24 protein-coding genes are annotated in these 13,574 nt (G+C 61.7%); all 24 read left to right on the top strand.

The window, feature by feature from the left end; all coding sequences use genetic code 11:
* Nucleotides 1–18: 18 nt before the first annotated feature.
* Complete coding sequence (gene rplE, locus AMA01_RS01965) at nt 19–558, top strand: 50S ribosomal protein L5 (protein ID WP_067846488.1); 540 nt, start codon at nt 19–21, stop codon at nt 556–558.
* Nucleotides 559–577: 19 nt separating this feature from the next.
* A complete protein-coding gene (locus tag AMA01_RS01960) occupies nt 578–763 on the top strand; it encodes a type Z 30S ribosomal protein S14 (protein ID WP_008339767.1) in 186 nt (61 codons plus the stop codon).
* Between the two features lie 27 nt (nt 764–790).
* Nucleotides 791–1,186, top strand: coding sequence for a 30S ribosomal protein S8 (rpsH, locus tag AMA01_RS01955; protein WP_067846485.1), 396 nt, complete (start codon nt 791–793; stop codon nt 1,184–1,186).
* 25 nt (nt 1,187–1,211) lie between these two features.
* The gene (rplF, locus tag AMA01_RS01950; RefSeq protein ID WP_067846482.1) at nt 1,212–1,751 is read left to right on the top strand and encodes a 50S ribosomal protein L6; all 540 of its coding nucleotides are present in this window, start codon (nt 1,212–1,214) and stop codon (nt 1,749–1,751) included.
* Between the two features lie 39 nt (nt 1,752–1,790).
* Nucleotides 1,791–2,150, top strand: coding sequence for a 50S ribosomal protein L18 (rplR, locus tag AMA01_RS01945; protein ID WP_067846479.1), 360 nt, complete (start codon nt 1,791–1,793; stop codon nt 2,148–2,150).
* A 24-nt stretch (nt 2,151–2,174) separates the two neighbouring features.
* The gene (gene rpsE / locus AMA01_RS01940) at nt 2,175–2,669 is read left to right on the top strand and encodes a 30S ribosomal protein S5 (RefSeq protein WP_067846476.1); all 495 of its coding nucleotides are present in this window, start codon (nt 2,175–2,177) and stop codon (nt 2,667–2,669) included.
* Nucleotides 2,670–2,685: 16 nt separating this feature from the next.
* Entirely contained in the window at nt 2,686–2,874 is a 189-nt protein-coding gene (rpmD, locus tag AMA01_RS01935; RefSeq protein WP_067846473.1) for a 50S ribosomal protein L30, read from the top strand.
* A gap of 16 nt (nt 2,875–2,890) precedes the next feature.
* A complete protein-coding gene (gene rplO, locus AMA01_RS01930; protein ID WP_067846470.1) occupies nt 2,891–3,334 on the top strand; it encodes a 50S ribosomal protein L15 in 444 nt (147 codons plus the stop codon).
* A 1-nt stretch (nt 3,335) separates the two neighbouring features.
* Nucleotides 3,336–4,628 carry a preprotein translocase subunit SecY gene (gene secY, locus AMA01_RS01925; RefSeq protein ID WP_067846468.1) on the top strand — a complete coding sequence of 431 codons (1,293 nt, stop codon included), beginning with the start codon at nt 3,336–3,338 and terminating at the stop codon, nt 4,626–4,628.
* A 39-nt stretch (nt 4,629–4,667) separates the two neighbouring features.
* On the top strand, nt 4,668–5,318 hold the full coding sequence (locus AMA01_RS01920; protein WP_067846465.1) for an adenylate kinase: 651 nt from the start codon (nt 4,668–4,670) through the stop codon (nt 5,316–5,318).
* 11 nt (nt 5,319–5,329) lie between these two features.
* Nucleotides 5,330–5,650 (top strand): KOW domain-containing RNA-binding protein, encoded by a 321-nt coding sequence (locus AMA01_RS01915; RefSeq protein ID WP_067846890.1) that lies wholly within the window; start codon nt 5,330–5,332, stop codon nt 5,648–5,650.
* A gap of 1 nt (nt 5,651) precedes the next feature.
* On the top strand, nt 5,652–5,870 hold the full coding sequence (infA, locus tag AMA01_RS01910; RefSeq protein WP_006445797.1) for a translation initiation factor IF-1: 219 nt from the start codon (nt 5,652–5,654) through the stop codon (nt 5,868–5,870).
* Nucleotides 5,871–5,931: 61 nt separating this feature from the next.
* Nucleotides 5,932–6,045, top strand: coding sequence for a 50S ribosomal protein L36 (gene rpmJ / locus AMA01_RS01905; RefSeq protein ID WP_008339738.1), 114 nt, complete (start codon nt 5,932–5,934; stop codon nt 6,043–6,045).
* A 232-nt stretch (nt 6,046–6,277) separates the two neighbouring features.
* Complete coding sequence (rpsM, locus tag AMA01_RS01900; RefSeq protein ID WP_067846462.1) at nt 6,278–6,646, top strand: 30S ribosomal protein S13; 369 nt, start codon at nt 6,278–6,280, stop codon at nt 6,644–6,646.
* Between the two features lie 18 nt (nt 6,647–6,664).
* Nucleotides 6,665–7,081: a 30S ribosomal protein S11 gene (rpsK, locus tag AMA01_RS01895; protein ID WP_067846458.1), complete on the top strand. Its 417-nt coding sequence runs from the start codon at nt 6,665–6,667 to the stop codon at nt 7,079–7,081.
* Nucleotides 7,082–7,143: 62 nt separating this feature from the next.
* Nucleotides 7,144–7,770 carry a 30S ribosomal protein S4 gene (gene rpsD, locus AMA01_RS01890; protein ID WP_067846456.1) on the top strand — a complete coding sequence of 209 codons (627 nt, stop codon included), beginning with the start codon at nt 7,144–7,146 and terminating at the stop codon, nt 7,768–7,770.
* Between the two features lie 71 nt (nt 7,771–7,841).
* The gene (locus AMA01_RS01885) at nt 7,842–8,780 is read left to right on the top strand and encodes a DNA-directed RNA polymerase subunit alpha (protein WP_067846455.1); all 939 of its coding nucleotides are present in this window, start codon (nt 7,842–7,844) and stop codon (nt 8,778–8,780) included.
* Nucleotides 8,781–8,807: 27 nt separating this feature from the next.
* Nucleotides 8,808–9,173 (top strand): 50S ribosomal protein L17, encoded by a 366-nt coding sequence (rplQ, locus tag AMA01_RS01880; protein ID WP_067846452.1) that lies wholly within the window; start codon nt 8,808–8,810, stop codon nt 9,171–9,173.
* 11 nt (nt 9,174–9,184) lie between these two features.
* Complete coding sequence (gene truA, locus AMA01_RS01875; protein ID WP_067846449.1) at nt 9,185–9,973, top strand: tRNA pseudouridine(38-40) synthase TruA; 789 nt, start codon at nt 9,185–9,187, stop codon at nt 9,971–9,973.
* Between the two features lie 80 nt (nt 9,974–10,053).
* Nucleotides 10,054–10,500, top strand: coding sequence for a 50S ribosomal protein L13 (gene rplM / locus AMA01_RS01870; protein ID WP_067846448.1), 447 nt, complete (start codon nt 10,054–10,056; stop codon nt 10,498–10,500).
* 15 nt (nt 10,501–10,515) lie between these two features.
* Nucleotides 10,516–10,908 carry a 30S ribosomal protein S9 gene (rpsI, locus tag AMA01_RS01865; RefSeq protein ID WP_067846446.1) on the top strand — a complete coding sequence of 131 codons (393 nt, stop codon included), beginning with the start codon at nt 10,516–10,518 and terminating at the stop codon, nt 10,906–10,908.
* 219 nt (nt 10,909–11,127) lie between these two features.
* A complete protein-coding gene (locus AMA01_RS01860; protein ID WP_067846443.1) occupies nt 11,128–11,901 on the top strand; it encodes an N-acetylmuramoyl-L-alanine amidase in 774 nt (257 codons plus the stop codon).
* A gap of 21 nt (nt 11,902–11,922) precedes the next feature.
* Nucleotides 11,923–12,384 carry a hypothetical protein gene (locus tag AMA01_RS01855; protein WP_231862778.1) on the top strand — a complete coding sequence of 154 codons (462 nt, stop codon included), beginning with the start codon at nt 11,923–11,925 and terminating at the stop codon, nt 12,382–12,384.
* A gap of 69 nt (nt 12,385–12,453) precedes the next feature.
* Nucleotides 12,454–13,551, top strand: a complete 1,098-nt coding sequence (locus tag AMA01_RS01850) for an Mrp/NBP35 family ATP-binding protein (protein WP_067846440.1) — start codon at nt 12,454–12,456, stop codon at nt 13,549–13,551.
* Nucleotides 13,552–13,574: the final 23 nt, after the last annotated feature.

Raw genomic sequence — 13,574 nt, 5'->3', positions numbered from 1 at the left:
TGAAAGGAGGGAACAGCGTTGGCTCGTTTGTTGGAAAAGTACCGGAATCAGGTGGTTCCGGCATTGATGAAGCAGTTCGAGTACAAAAATGCGATGCAGGTTCCGCGGCTCGAGAAGATCGTGATCAACATGGGCCTCGGCGAGGCGACGCAGAACCCGAAGGTGATTGACGCGGCGGTGGAAGACCTGCGCGCCATCTCGGGCCAGCAGCCTGTGGTCACGCGGGCGAAGAAGTCCATCGCAGGTTTTCGCCTGCGGCAGGGTATGCCCATCGGCGTGAAAGTCACGCTCCGGGGCGAGAGGATGTATCACTTCCTGGATAAGCTGATGAATCTCGCGCTTCCGCGCGTTCGTGACTTCCGCGGAGTGTCGCCGCGCTCGTTCGACGGCCGGGGGAACTACACGCTGGGTCTGCGCGAGCAGCTGATTTTCCCCGAGATCGACTACGACAAGATCGACAAGGTCCGCGGCCTGGAGGTCGTGGTGGTCACCACCGCGAAGACGGACGAAGAAGCGCGGGCGCTTTTGACCGAGCTGGGAATGCCGTTCCGCCAGTAATGGAAAGGGAGGTCCTACGGTGGCCAAGAAATCGATGATTATCAAGGCGCAGCGGAAGCCGAAGTTCAGCACTCGCGCGTACACGCGCTGCCGCATCTGCGGTCGGCCGCACTCCGTGTACCGCAAGTTCGGCGTGTGCCGCATCTGCTTCCGCGAGCTGGCATACAAGGGACAGCTGCCGGGCGTCAAGAAGGCCAGTTGGTAATCGGGAAGTGGAAGGAGGCGAGCTCGCATGATGACGGATCCGATTGCAGATATGCTCACGCGCATTCGCAACGCGAACCTCGTTCGCCATGAGAAGGTGGAGGTTCCGGCTTCGAAGGTGAAGCGCGCGATCGCGGAGATTTTGAAGAACGAAGGCTACATCCGGGATGCGGAGTACATCCAGGACGGCCCGCAGGGCACCATTCGCCTGTTTCTCAAGTACGGCAAAAACAATGAGCGCGTGATCACCGGGGTGAAGCGCATTTCGAAGCCCGGGCGCCGCGTGTACGTGGGCCACGAGGACCTGCCGCGTGTGCTCGGTGGACTCGGCATCGCGATTATCTCGACGTCGAAGGGCATTATGACGGATCGCGAGGCGCGCAGGCAGGGTGTCGGCGGCGAGGTTATTTGCTACGTCTGGTAAGTCGGGACGACGGGAGGTGTCATGAATGTCTCGTATTGGTCGCAAGCCGATCCCGATCCCGGCAGGGGTTGAGGTGTCGGTCAACGCCGGGGAAGTGACGGTGAAAGGGCCGAAAGGCCAACTTGCTCGCCGTATCCATCCTGACATGAAGGTCATCGTGCAGGACAACCAGGTGGTCGTGGAGCGCCCGTCGGATGAGAAGGTGCATCGTGCGCTGCACGGCACGACGCGGAGCGTCATCGCCAACATGGTTGAGGGCGTGACGAATGGGTACGCGAAGAATCTCGAGCTGGTTGGCGTGGGTTACCGCGCCACAAAGCAGGGGAACAAGGTGACCCTGTCGGTCGGCTTCTCGCATCCGGTGGAGTTGCCGCAGACGGAAGGCATTGAGCTGGAAGTGCCCGCGCAGAACAGGATCGTCGTGCGTGGCATCGACAAGGAGCTCGTCGGCATCTACGCTGCGAAGGTCAGGTCCATCAGGCCGCCCGAGCCGTATAAGGGCAAGGGCATTCGTTATGAAGGGGAAAACGTGCGGCGCAAGATCGGCAAGACCGGTAAGAAGTGATGCCGGCGGTTGTGCCGCTTGAGCAAAGGAGTGAACAGCGTGATTACCAAGGCAAACCGCAACGAAGCGCGCAAACGGCGTCACGTGCGGGTTCGGTCGAAGGTGTTCGGAACGCCCGAGCGGCCGCGACTGAACGTGTTCCGGTCCAATAAGCACATCTATGCTCAACTCATCGATGACACCGTGGGACACACGATTACGGCCGCATCGAGTCTGGAAAATGGCTTTGAGGGCAACGGCGGGAACGTGGAAGGGGCGCGTCAGGTGGGGCGCCTGATCGCCGAGCGTGCACTTGCGAAGGGATACAAGAAGGTCGTGTTCGATCGCGGCGGTTACCTGTACCATGGTCGTGTTCAGGCGCTTGCGGATGCCGCCCGTGAAGCGGGGCTCGATTTCTAATCCGACAGAGAGGAAGGTGTGCACGTGCGCATTGACCCGAATCAATTGGAGTTGACGGAGCGCGTCGTCCATGTGAATCGCGTGGCGAAGGTCGTGAAGGGCGGCCGGCGCTTCTCGTTCTCGGCGCTCGTGGTGGTCGGCGACGGTCACGGTCGTGTGGGTGCGGGCCTCGGCAAGGCACAGGAGGTGCCGGATGCGATTCGCAAAGGCATTGAGGACGCGAAGAAGCATCTGATCGAGGTTCCCCTTCGAAAGACGACCATTCCGCACGAAGCGTTGGGCCACTTTGGCGCAGGCAAGGTGCTGGTGAAGCCGGCTCCGGAAGGTAGCGGCGTGATCGCCGGCGGCCCTGTTCGCGCTGTGCTCGAGTTGGCAGGGATTAAGGACATCGTGACGAAGTCACTCGGGTCCAACAACCCCATCAACATGGTGCACGCGACCATCGATGCGCTGAAGCAGCTGAAGCGGCCGGAGGAAGTCGCGCGGCTTCGCGGAAAGTCGCTTGAAGAGATTCTGTGAAGAGGAGGCGTACACGGTGGCGAAGAAGCTCGCAATTCGGCTCGTTCATAGCCCCAACGGACGCCAACCCGTGCAGCGCAAAACGGCCGCGGCACTAGGGTTCCGCAAGTTGTATCAGACGGTCGTGCGGGAAGACACGCCGGTGATTCGCGGCATGGTGAACCGCATTCGCCATCTGGTTGAAGTGTCAGAGGTCGACGAGTGAGAGGGAGGTGTGACGGATGAAACTGCATGAGCTGAAGCCCGCAGAAGGTTCGAAGCACCGCAAGAAGCGGGTGGGCCGCGGCACCAGTTCCGGCCACGGCAAGACGTCCACGCGTGGCTCGAAGGGCCAGTGGGCGAGATCGGGTGGCGGCGTGCGTCCAGGATTCGAAGGTGGTCAGACGCCGCTGTTCCGACGCTTGCCGAAGCGGGGTTTCACCAATGCCCGGTTCAAAAAGGTGTACGCGACGGTCAACGTGGATCGGCTGAACGTCTTCCCCGCTGGAACGGTCGTGACGCCGGAGATGTTGCTCGAGCGCCGGATCATTCGCGAACCGCTGGACGGGCTCAAAATTCTCGGCGAGGGCGAGTTGCAGGTGAGCCTGACGGTGAAAGCCCACGCGTTCTCATCCTCGGCGAAGGCGAAGATTGAGGCCGCGGGTGGCACCGTCGAGGTGATCTGACGTGTGGCAGGCCATCGCCAACTTATGGCGCCTGAAGCACCTGCGCAAACGCATCCTGTTCACGTTGATGGTTCTTGCCGTGTACCGGATTGGAACGTACATTCCGGTGCCCGGCATGAACGTGAGCGCCCTGAATGCGGGCGCCGGGAACAACGCCCTGTTCAGCTTGCTGAACATGTTCTCCGGCGGCGCATTTTATCGGTTTTCGATCTTCGCGATGAGTGTCACGCCGTACATCACTGCGTCGATCATCGTGCAATTGTTGCAGTCGGGCGTGATCCCGCGGTTTGAGGAGTGGCAGAAGGAGGGTGAGTCCGGGCGGCAAAAGCTGACCCAGGTCACCCGCTATCTGACCGTGGCTCTCGGTCTGCTGCAGGCCGCGGGCTTCACGTATATGTTCGCAAAATCGGGACTGCTGCTTCCCGGGGCGAACAACTGGTGGTCGTACGTCGTGATCGTGGTCACGTTGACGGCCGGAGATACGCTCCTCATGTGGTTCGGCGAGATGATCACGGAGAAGGGCGTCGGAAACGGCATCTCGCTGCTCATTTTCACAAGCATCCTGTCTCGCTTCTCGACCCTCGGGCAAGAGGTGTACGCGAGCTGGTTCATGAATCAGTCGGGTCACCTCTTCCTCGGGATTCTGAAGACGCTGATCCTGATCGCGGGGATCGTGGTCATCTTTGCGCTGATCGTGCTCGTTCAGCAGGCGGAGCGAAAAATCCCAGTTCAATACGCGAAGCGCGTGGTGGGACGGACGGTCTATTCGGGCCAGCAGTCGTACATCCCCATCAAGTTGCTCGCGGCTGGCGTGATCCCAGTGATCTTCGCCATCTCGCTCCTGTTTCTGCCCTACACCATCGCGTCGTACTTTCAATCGCATCACTGGGCCGAGTTTATTCTGCGCTACTTGAGCCCGCAGACCGGCTGGTTCATGGGCGCAGAAGTGATTCTCATCATCCTGTTCACGTTCTTCTACACGCACGTTCAGATCAACCCGCAGCAGCTGGCAGAGCAGTTGCAAAAGCACGCGGGCTTCATTCCGGGCGTGCGGCCGGGACACGAAACCGAGGTGTACATCATCAAGGTCATCAACCGAGTCACGGTGTTCGGGTCCGTGTTTCTGGGTGTGATATCCGTACTGCCGTTCGTTCTTCTGGGCGCCATGAATCTCACCGATTACAACATTCAGGGCACGTCGCTGATCATTCTCGTCGGCGTTGCGCTGCAGACGATGCAGCAGATGGAAGGCCAGTTGCTCCAGCGCCAGTACCGGGGATTCATCCGCGAGTGACCGGGTGCACTGGTCGCTCGCGCAAGGAGGAGGATGTCCGTGCAGGTCATTTTGATTGGATTGCCGGGCGCCGGAAAGGGAACGCAGGCCGCGAAAATTCAAGCGGAGTTCGGCATCCCCCACGTTTCGACGGGAGACATGTTCCGGCAAGCTATTGCTTCAGGGAGCGATCTCGGCCGACAGGTGAAGGCGTATCTCGACTCCGGGCGCTTGGTGCCTGATGAGACCACTGTCGCAGTGGTGCGCGACAGGCTGCTGCAACCGGACGCGGAGAAGGGATTCCTTTTGGACGGCTTTCCGCGTACGGTTCCGCAGGCGCGGGCACTCGATGATTTGCTGCAGGAACTCGGCAAGCCGCTCGACTGCGTCCTGTACATCCACGTCGATCCTTCGGTCCTGAAGGAACGCTTGACAGGACGGCGCATATGTCGTTCGTGTGGGGCGACATACCACGTCAAGTTCCAGCCGCCGAAGGTGGAAGGGGTCTGCGACGTGTGCGGCGGCGAACTGTATCAGCGCGCTGACGACTCCGAGGAGGCGGTCGCGACGCGGCTTGAGCAGTTTAAGCAGACGGAGCCGCTCATTGCGTACTATGAGGAGCGGGGATTGCTCAAGCGGATCGACGGCGAGCAGCCGATTGACAAGGTTCACGAGGACGTCGTCGCGGCCCTGAAGCCGTATCAGAGGTGAAACAGAGCGCGATGGGTGCACCCCGGGAGCTCCCTCCGATTGGTTCGTACGTCGAGGTAATTCAAGGCCGTGATGCAGGGCTCGTCGCGGTGGTTCTGGCCCATGAGGGCGATCGATTCCTGCGCATCGCAGACGGCGATGTGCGCCGTGTCGAGAAGCCGAAGAAGAAGAACGTGGCCCACATTCGGCGAATCCATCGGATGGCTGACGTTGTTGCCCAGAAGCTGGCGGAGGGTGGCCGCGTGACGAATGCGGACCTCCGCCATGCGGTGAGAATGTTGATAGAGGCGCAGACGGCAAACGGAGAAGAACGTGAGCAAGGGGGGACATGAGATGGCAAAGGACGATGTGATTGAGGTCGAAGGCACCGTCATCGAGCCGCTGCCGAACGCGATGTTCCGCGTTGAGTTGGAGAACGGGCACAAGGTGCTGGCACACGTGTCGGGGAAGATCAGGATGCACTACATCAAAATCCTCCCGGGCGATCGCGTCACGGTGGAGCTTTCGCCGTACGACCTGACCCGTGGCAGGATTACGTACCGCTACAAGTAATGGAGTGCTGGCATTTGCGGAGTCGTTGCGGTATGATACCGCAAGTGGAGGAGGGGTAACCGTGAAAGTCCGTCCTTCCGTGAAGCCCATGTGCGAAAAGTGCAAGGTGATTCGCCGCAAGGGCAACGTGATGGTCATCTGCGAGAACCCGAAACACAAACAGCGCCAAGGCTGACCATGTGAGCCGTCACGGCGGGAAACTTGGGGCTTCCACGAAGACAGCGCGGCTGGTCCTTCCACGCGGCCTGCGGCCGCATACGAGATGCGCCCGTGGGTGAGCGTGAAGGGACTGTCTTCGTGTTTGCATACAAATTCATGGATGAAGGCGCTGGTCTCGACGGAGCGCGCGAGGCGCGGTCCTGTACAAGCCCAGCGTGCACGAAGCACATTGGAGGTGTAGTCTCTACATGGCACGTATTGCCGGCGTCGACTTGCCGCGCGAGAAGCGCGTCGAGATCGGACTGACGTACATCTACGGCATCGGCCGCACGACCTCGAACAAGATCCTCGCCGCCACGGGCATTGATCCGAACAAGCGCGTGCGGGATCTGACGGAGGACGAGGTCGTTCGTCTGCGCGACGAAATTGAGCGCAACTACAAGGTCGAGGGTGATCTCCGCCGCGAAGTGGCGATGAACATCAAGCGGCTCATCGATATCGGCTGTTATCGGGGTATCCGGCACCGCCGCGGGCTACCGGTTCGCGGTCAGCGGACGAAGACGAACGCGCGCACGCGGAAGGGTCCCCGCCGCACGGTCGCAGGCAAGAAGAAGTAATCTCTGGAGGTGTCATCGTTGGCAAACAAGGTCACCAAGCGCCGTGGCTCGTCGACGAGTGCACGCCCGCGCCGCCGAGACCGCAAGAACATCGAGGTGGGCGTGGCCCACATCAAGTCGACGTTCAACAATACCATCGTGAGCATCACCGATCCAACCGGAAACGTGATCTCCTGGGCGTCCGCCGGTACCGTGGGCTTCAAAGGATCGCGCAAGAGCACGCCGTACGCGGCGCAGCTCGCGGCTGAGGCCGCCGCGCGTACCGCGATGGAGCACGGCATGAAGTCGGTTGAGGTGCTCGTGAAGGGGCCGGGCGCGGGCCGCGAGGCCGCGATTCGCTCGCTTCAGGCGGCCGGGCTCGAAATCACAGGAATTCGAGACGTAACGCCCATTCCGCACAACGGGTGCCGTCCTCCGAAGCGCCGCCGTGTCTGATGGGGCGTCGGGATTCTTCGGGTTGAACAGGTATAACAACTATTGGAGGTGTCCATCCTAGAATGGCAAGGTATACAGGGCCCGTGTGCCGTCTGTGCCGCCGCGAAGGCATCAAGCTCTACCTGAAGGGTGAGCGGTGCTTCAGCGAGAAATGCGCTGTCGACAAGCGGCCGTACGCGCCGGGACAACATGGACAAGGTCGCAAGCGCACCACGGAGTATGGTATGCAGCTTCGCGAGAAGCAAAAGGCTCGCCGTTACTACGGGGTGCTGGAGAACCAGTTTGAGCGGTATTACGAGGAGGCCGCGCGCCGTCGCGGGGTCACGGGTGAGACGCTGCTCCAGCTCCTTGAGAGCCGCCTGGACAACGTCGTGTATCGCCTGGGCTTGGCGGCGTCCCGCGCAGAGGCTCGCCAGCTGGTGCGCCATGGTCACATTCATGTGAACGGCCATCGCGTGGACATTCCGTCGTTTCTCGTGAAGGAGGGCGACGTGGTGTCGGTTCGAGAGAAGAGCCGCGATAACGCTCGTCTGAAGGAGCTCGCCGAGCTGATTCCGAGCCGCACCATCCCGGCATGGCTTGAACTCGATATCGAAAACTGGACGGCGAAAGTGCTGCGCCGACCTGCACGCGACGAGATCGACGCCCCGGTGCAGGAGCAGCAGATTGTCGAGTTCTACTCGCGTTAATCTGGGGTGAACGCTGGATCGCCTAGCCAGCTCCGAGCGTCGACGAGTACCACTCCCAAGGAGGATTAGGAATGATCGAGATAGAGAAGCCGCGGATCGAGATTGTGGAACAAACCGGCGACTACGGGAAGTTCGTGTGCGAACCGCTGGAGCGCGGCTACGGGACGACGCTCGGCAACTCACTGCGCCGCATTTTGCTGTCCTCCATTCCGGGGGCGGCGGTGCGGTCGGTGAAAATCGAGGGCGTGCTGCACGAGTTCTCCACGATTCCTGGGGTCGTCGAGGATGTCACGGAGATCATTCTCAATCTCAAACGGCTCTCGTTGAAAATTCATTCCGACGAAGAGAAGACGCTGATCATCGACGCCGTGGGCCCGGGAGTGGTGACGGCTGGCGACATCCGCGCGGATTCGGACGTCGACATCATGAATCCTGACCTGCACATCGCGACGCTGACCGAGGGAGCGCGCATCTATATGGAGATGCGCGCAGGCCGGGGGCGCGGATACGTGCCGGCACACCGCAACAAGCTGGAGGAGCAGGAGATTGGGCTTATTCCCATCGACTCGTTGTACTCGCCCATTTCGCGTGTGAATTTCTCTGTCGAGAACACGCGCGTGGGTCAGATCACGGACTACGACAAACTGACGCTCGAGGTGTGGACGGACGGAAGCGTGGCGCCGGACGAGGCCGTCTCGATCGGAGCGAAGATCCTGACGGAACACTTGATGCTGTTTGTCGGTCTGACGGATCGGGCGCGGGACACGGATCTCATGGTCGAGAAGGAGAATGCGCACAACGACAAGATCCTCGACATGCCCATTGAGGAATTGGACCTGTCAGTGCGCTCCTACAACTGCCTCAAGCGCGCGGGCATCAACACGGTGGCGGAGCTCTGCGCGAAGTCGGAAGAAGAGATGATGAAGGTCCGCAACCTCGGACGCAAATCGCTCGAGGAAGTGGTCGAGAAGTTGCATGCACTTGGACTTAGTCTGCGCAAGGACGACTGAGCGATTCGCAGCAAGGGAGGGAGACGTATGGCATATCGCAAGTTGAATCGGACCTCTTCGAGCCGCAAGGCGCTGTTCCGCAGCCTTGTGACGGATCTGTTCCTCTACGAGCGCATTCAGACGACCGAAGCCAAGGCCAAGGAGCTGCGCTCGATTGCGGAGAAGATGATCACGCTGGCGAAGCGGGGCGACCTGCATTCTCGCCGCCTCGTGGCTCGCTATGTGCGGCGCGAACAGCTGTCGCCGCTCGGCGAGGGTCCGGACGCCATTCAGAAGCTGTTTGGGGACATCGCGCTGCGGTACAAAGACCGCAACGGCGGGTACACGCGCATCGTAAAAGTGGGCCCGCGCCGCGGCGACGCCGCGCCGATGGTCGTCATCGAACTCGTGTGAGGGTGGGGCTTGTGAGCCGTGGGCGCCGCATACGACTCGTGTTGGGCTATGACGGGTCGGGCTTCCACGGCTTTGCCCGTCAAGAAGGGCTTCGCACGGTGCAGGGCGTGCTCGAGGCCGAACTGCGCCGTATGCTCGGCGTGGAGATTCCCGTCGAAGGCTCTGGCCGCACGGACAGAGGCGTGCACGCCCGCGCCCAGGTGATTCACTTTGACCTGCCCTATGGCCCGCCTGCGGGCCGCATGGTGCACGTCTTGCGTCGGCGCCTGCCTGTCGATCTGCTGCCCCGCGCGGCAGACGAGGTGGACGAGGGGTTCCATGCCCGCTTTTCCGTCGTTCGAAAGACCTACCGGTATACGCTTGACTTGGCTCCGCACCCGGACCTCTACTGGTATCGGTACAGCTGGCACCTTCCAGAACCGCTCGATCTCGCCGCCATGCAGGACGCGGCGCGCCATCTCCTTGGCGAGCACGATTTCACCTCGTTCTGTGCGGCCGAAGCGCCGCAGCGAGATAAGGTGCGCCGAATCGATCGCGTCGAGTTTCGGCAGGATGGATGGCGCCTTCACATCGAATTCGAGGGAAACGGATTTCTGCAGTACATGGTGCGGATCCTGGTCGGGACGCTGGTGAAGGTCGGTCGCGGGAAGGAGCGGCCGGATCGAATTCCGCTGATTATGGAAGCGCGAGACAGGCGGCTCGCCGGTGAGACGGCACCACCGCACGGCCTGTGCCTGTGGAACGTGGAGTATCCGCCCGAATACGGCGGTAAGGTCATTGATCTGGATGACGATTTATAATAAAATTGTGCAGGTATTTGACCCACTCGATTCCCCCGTTCCATCGGTAGGTCAAATTGCATCGTTCGGAGGGAACGTTGATGCGTACGACATACATGGCGAAGCCCGGCTCCGTCGAGCGCAAGTGGTACGTGATTGATGCCACGGGATGGCGCGTGGGCCGCTTGGCGACGCAGATCGCAATGATACTGCGAGGAAAGAATAAACCCGAGTTCACGCCGCACGTCGACACGGGAGACTTTGTGATCGTCGTCAACGCGGACAAGGTCGTGTTCACGGGTCGCAAACTGGATCAGAAGAAGTACTACCGTCACTCCGGTTACCCGGGTGGTCTCAAGGTGACCACGGCGCGCACCATGCTGAATACGCATCCGGAGCGCGTGCTGTACTATGCCGTGCGCGGCATGTTGCCGCACAACTCGCTCGGCCGTCAGCAGCTGAAGAAGCTCCACATCTACGCAGGGCCCGAGCATCCGCATGCTGCACAAAAACCAATTCCGTTCGTACCCGGCGAGACGCGGGAGTAAAGGAGGGGCTGCAACTTGGCAAGCGTTCAATATTGGGCTGTGGGCCGTCGCAAGACCTCCGTCGCTCGTGTGCGCCTTCTTCCGGGCGACGGCAAAATCGTGGTGAACAAGCGGCCGATGGACGAGTACTTCGGTCTCGAGTCGCTTAAGCTGATTGTCAAGCAACCGCTGCTGCTCACCGACACCGTTGGTCAGTATGATGTGCACGTGAACGTTCGCGGCGGCGGGATCTCCGGGCAGGCGGGAGCTATCCGTCACGGCATTGCGCGTGCCCTGCTGAAGGTGGATCCGAATCTTCGCTCGCCGCTGAAGCGCGCTGGGCTCTTGACGCGCGATGCGCGCATGAAGGAGCGTAAGAAGTACGGACTCAAGGCCGCTCGTCGCGCGCCTCAGTTCTCGAAGCGCTGACTTGTGCGAAACGCGGCGGCGCGTTGTATTGGAGGGCTGTTTCCGCCCAGCTTTCGCTGGGATGGAAACGGCCCTTTTATGCGTTTGGGCGCTCTGGATCCCAGGTCGACGATGGCTGATGCCGGACCGAAATAGCGGACGCCACCAGTGCCGAGGACATGATCTCTCCCTCGTCTGCGCACACTGTGGTCAGCGAGTTGCGCCGGGGGAGGCATGGACATGCACGGGAAACACAGGCACGTGCCGCTCGCCTTCGCCGCAATGGCGATGCTGGTAGGGGCGACGTCGCTGTTCCCGCCTGCTCAGGAGGCGAGGGCGGCATGGTTTCGGCCGCTTCAGCATAAGGTGAATCCAAGCACGCAATCGACCGGTATCCAGGGAAAAGTGATTGTCGTGGACGCCGGCCACGGCGGGCGCGACTCGGGCGCCAGGGGCGTCGGCGGCATCGAGGAGAAGCAAATCACGCTCGCGGTGGCGCAGAAGCTCGCTCGTTACCTGCAGCAGGGCGGCGCCATCGTCATTATGACCAGGACTGCAGACACCGACCTCGCCACAGAGCGCGATCGCGCCATGAAGCAGCGCCACTTGGGCGATCTGCGGGGCAGATTGAACGTGGTCCGCCGCCAGCGAGTCGACGCGTTCGTATCGATACACTGCAACAGCGCGCCTTCTCCGGACTGGCGCGGTGCCCAGGTCCTGTACCTGAAGACCAATCCGCACGCCAAGCAGCTCGCCACGATCATGCAGGAGGCGTTTCGATCCGAGCTTCTGCCGACGCACCGGGACGTACAGTCGAATCGGACACTCTTCCTGCTTAAGCGGATCGAAGGGCCCACGGTACTGGCGGAGATCGGCTTTGTTTCGAATCCTGACGAAGCGCGCGCGCTCACCACGGGCGCCTACCAGGAGCGCGTCGCCTTTGCGATGTATCAGGCGCTGGTTCGCTACTTCAGCGATCCGGCCGCACAGCACGTGGCGGAGGGTGGCGGCTGATCGCATAGGGAGGGAGTCACAGTGCGGCGGCGCGGACGGGCGGGGCTCATGGTCGCTGCACTCGGGGGTCTGGTTCTCATGGCCTGGTCTCCCCTGGTGGCCGACTTTGTAGGGCGACCTGCATCCGCCGCGCGCGCGGAGACGCCCTCGGGCCCCGCGCTGCCGCTTGTCCTTGAACGGGCGCCCTTCGACTGGGAAGGGCGCCCTGTGTACGTCCTGATCAACCGGTCCTCTCTGACGCTCACACACATCGTCATTCAGAGTTGGGAAGGCGATCTCCTCCCTCTGCTCTACATTGGCGAGCGGCCCCCGTCGTCCGTCCCATCGCACCCACTCGCCCATCCGCCATATACGCTCAATCCCGGCTACTCCGTATGGTTCGTGGGGCAGGAGCAGCCGCGGCCCCGCTACGTGATCAACTGGCTGGATCAAGGCGTGAACTCGTACCAGGTGGTCTCCGCGCGTTTGGTTTCCCCCGCCTGATGATGTACACTAAACGCAGTGTCGCCTATGTTTTTCGATGTGTTTGCGGACAAGGGGGTTTTTCGATAGATGGTGACTCGCGAGCAGGTCATCGAGGCGCTCCGGGACGTCAAGGATCCGGAGGTCGGCCGCAGCATCGTGGAATTGGACATGGTGCCGTCGGTCGAGATCGAGGGCGGAAAGGTCACCGTGGACGTGCTGCTCACCATCCGCGGTTGCCCGCTATCGAACGTCATTGAGCGGGAGATCCGGGAGCGCCTGTCGCAACTCGACGGCGTGACCGATATTGAGGTCCGTGTGGGCCACATGACCGACCAACAGCGCGCGCAGTTCGCCGCCAAGGTGCGCGGCATGGGACGTGCGAACGCCGAGGCCCAGCAGGCGGAGCTGCCGCCCATTCTGCGCCAGCAGGGGCGCCAATTCCTCGCCATCGCCTCCGGCAAGGGAGGGGTCGGCAAGTCCACCGTAACGGCCAACTTGGCGGTGGCTCTGGCCCGTAAGGGCTATCGGGTGGCTCTCATCGACGCCGACATCTACGGCTTCAGCATTCCGGTGATCTTCGGCATAGAGGGCGTGAAGCCGGCGACCATCGAAGATTTGATCATGCCCGTGCAGGCTGAGGGCGTGAAGATCATGTCCATGCAGTTCTTCGTGCCTGAGAACACGCCCGTCGTGTGGCGCGGACCCATGCTGGGCAAGACGCTGCGCAGCTTCTTCGGGCAGGTCCACTGGGGCGACGTGGATATCGTGCTGCTGGATCTGCCGCCCGGCACAGGGGACGTGGCACTGGACGTTCACACGCTTCTGCCACAGAGCAAGCAACTTATCGTCACCACGCCACAGGCCGCCGCGGCCGAGGTTGCGGTGCGCGCGGGCCTGATGGGCGTGCGCACGAACCACCAGGTCATCGGCGTGGTCGAAAACATGGCCTACTTCGTGTGCGACTCGTGCGGCGAGACCTCGTATCTGTTTGGCAGGGGCGGTGGCGAGCGCGTCGCCGCGGCGCTCAACACCACGCTCCTCGCCGAGATCCCGATTGCGAATCAGGAGAAGGAGCGCGCCGACATCTTCTCCGCCGACTCGCTGCACGGCCAGGTTTTCGGTAAGCTGGCCGATCGCGTCGCGGAGGCCATGGGCCTCGCACAGAACCGCGAGCTGCGGGCGTGATCGCGTCGCTCCGGATTGAAATG

Source organism: Alicyclobacillus mali NBRC 102425 (assembly GCF_001570745.1).
GTDB lineage: Bacteria > Bacillota > Bacilli > Alicyclobacillales > Alicyclobacillaceae > Alicyclobacillus > Alicyclobacillus mali.
Note: the sequence above shows the minus strand (reverse complement) of the source record. Positions and strands in the feature narration are given on the sequence as shown.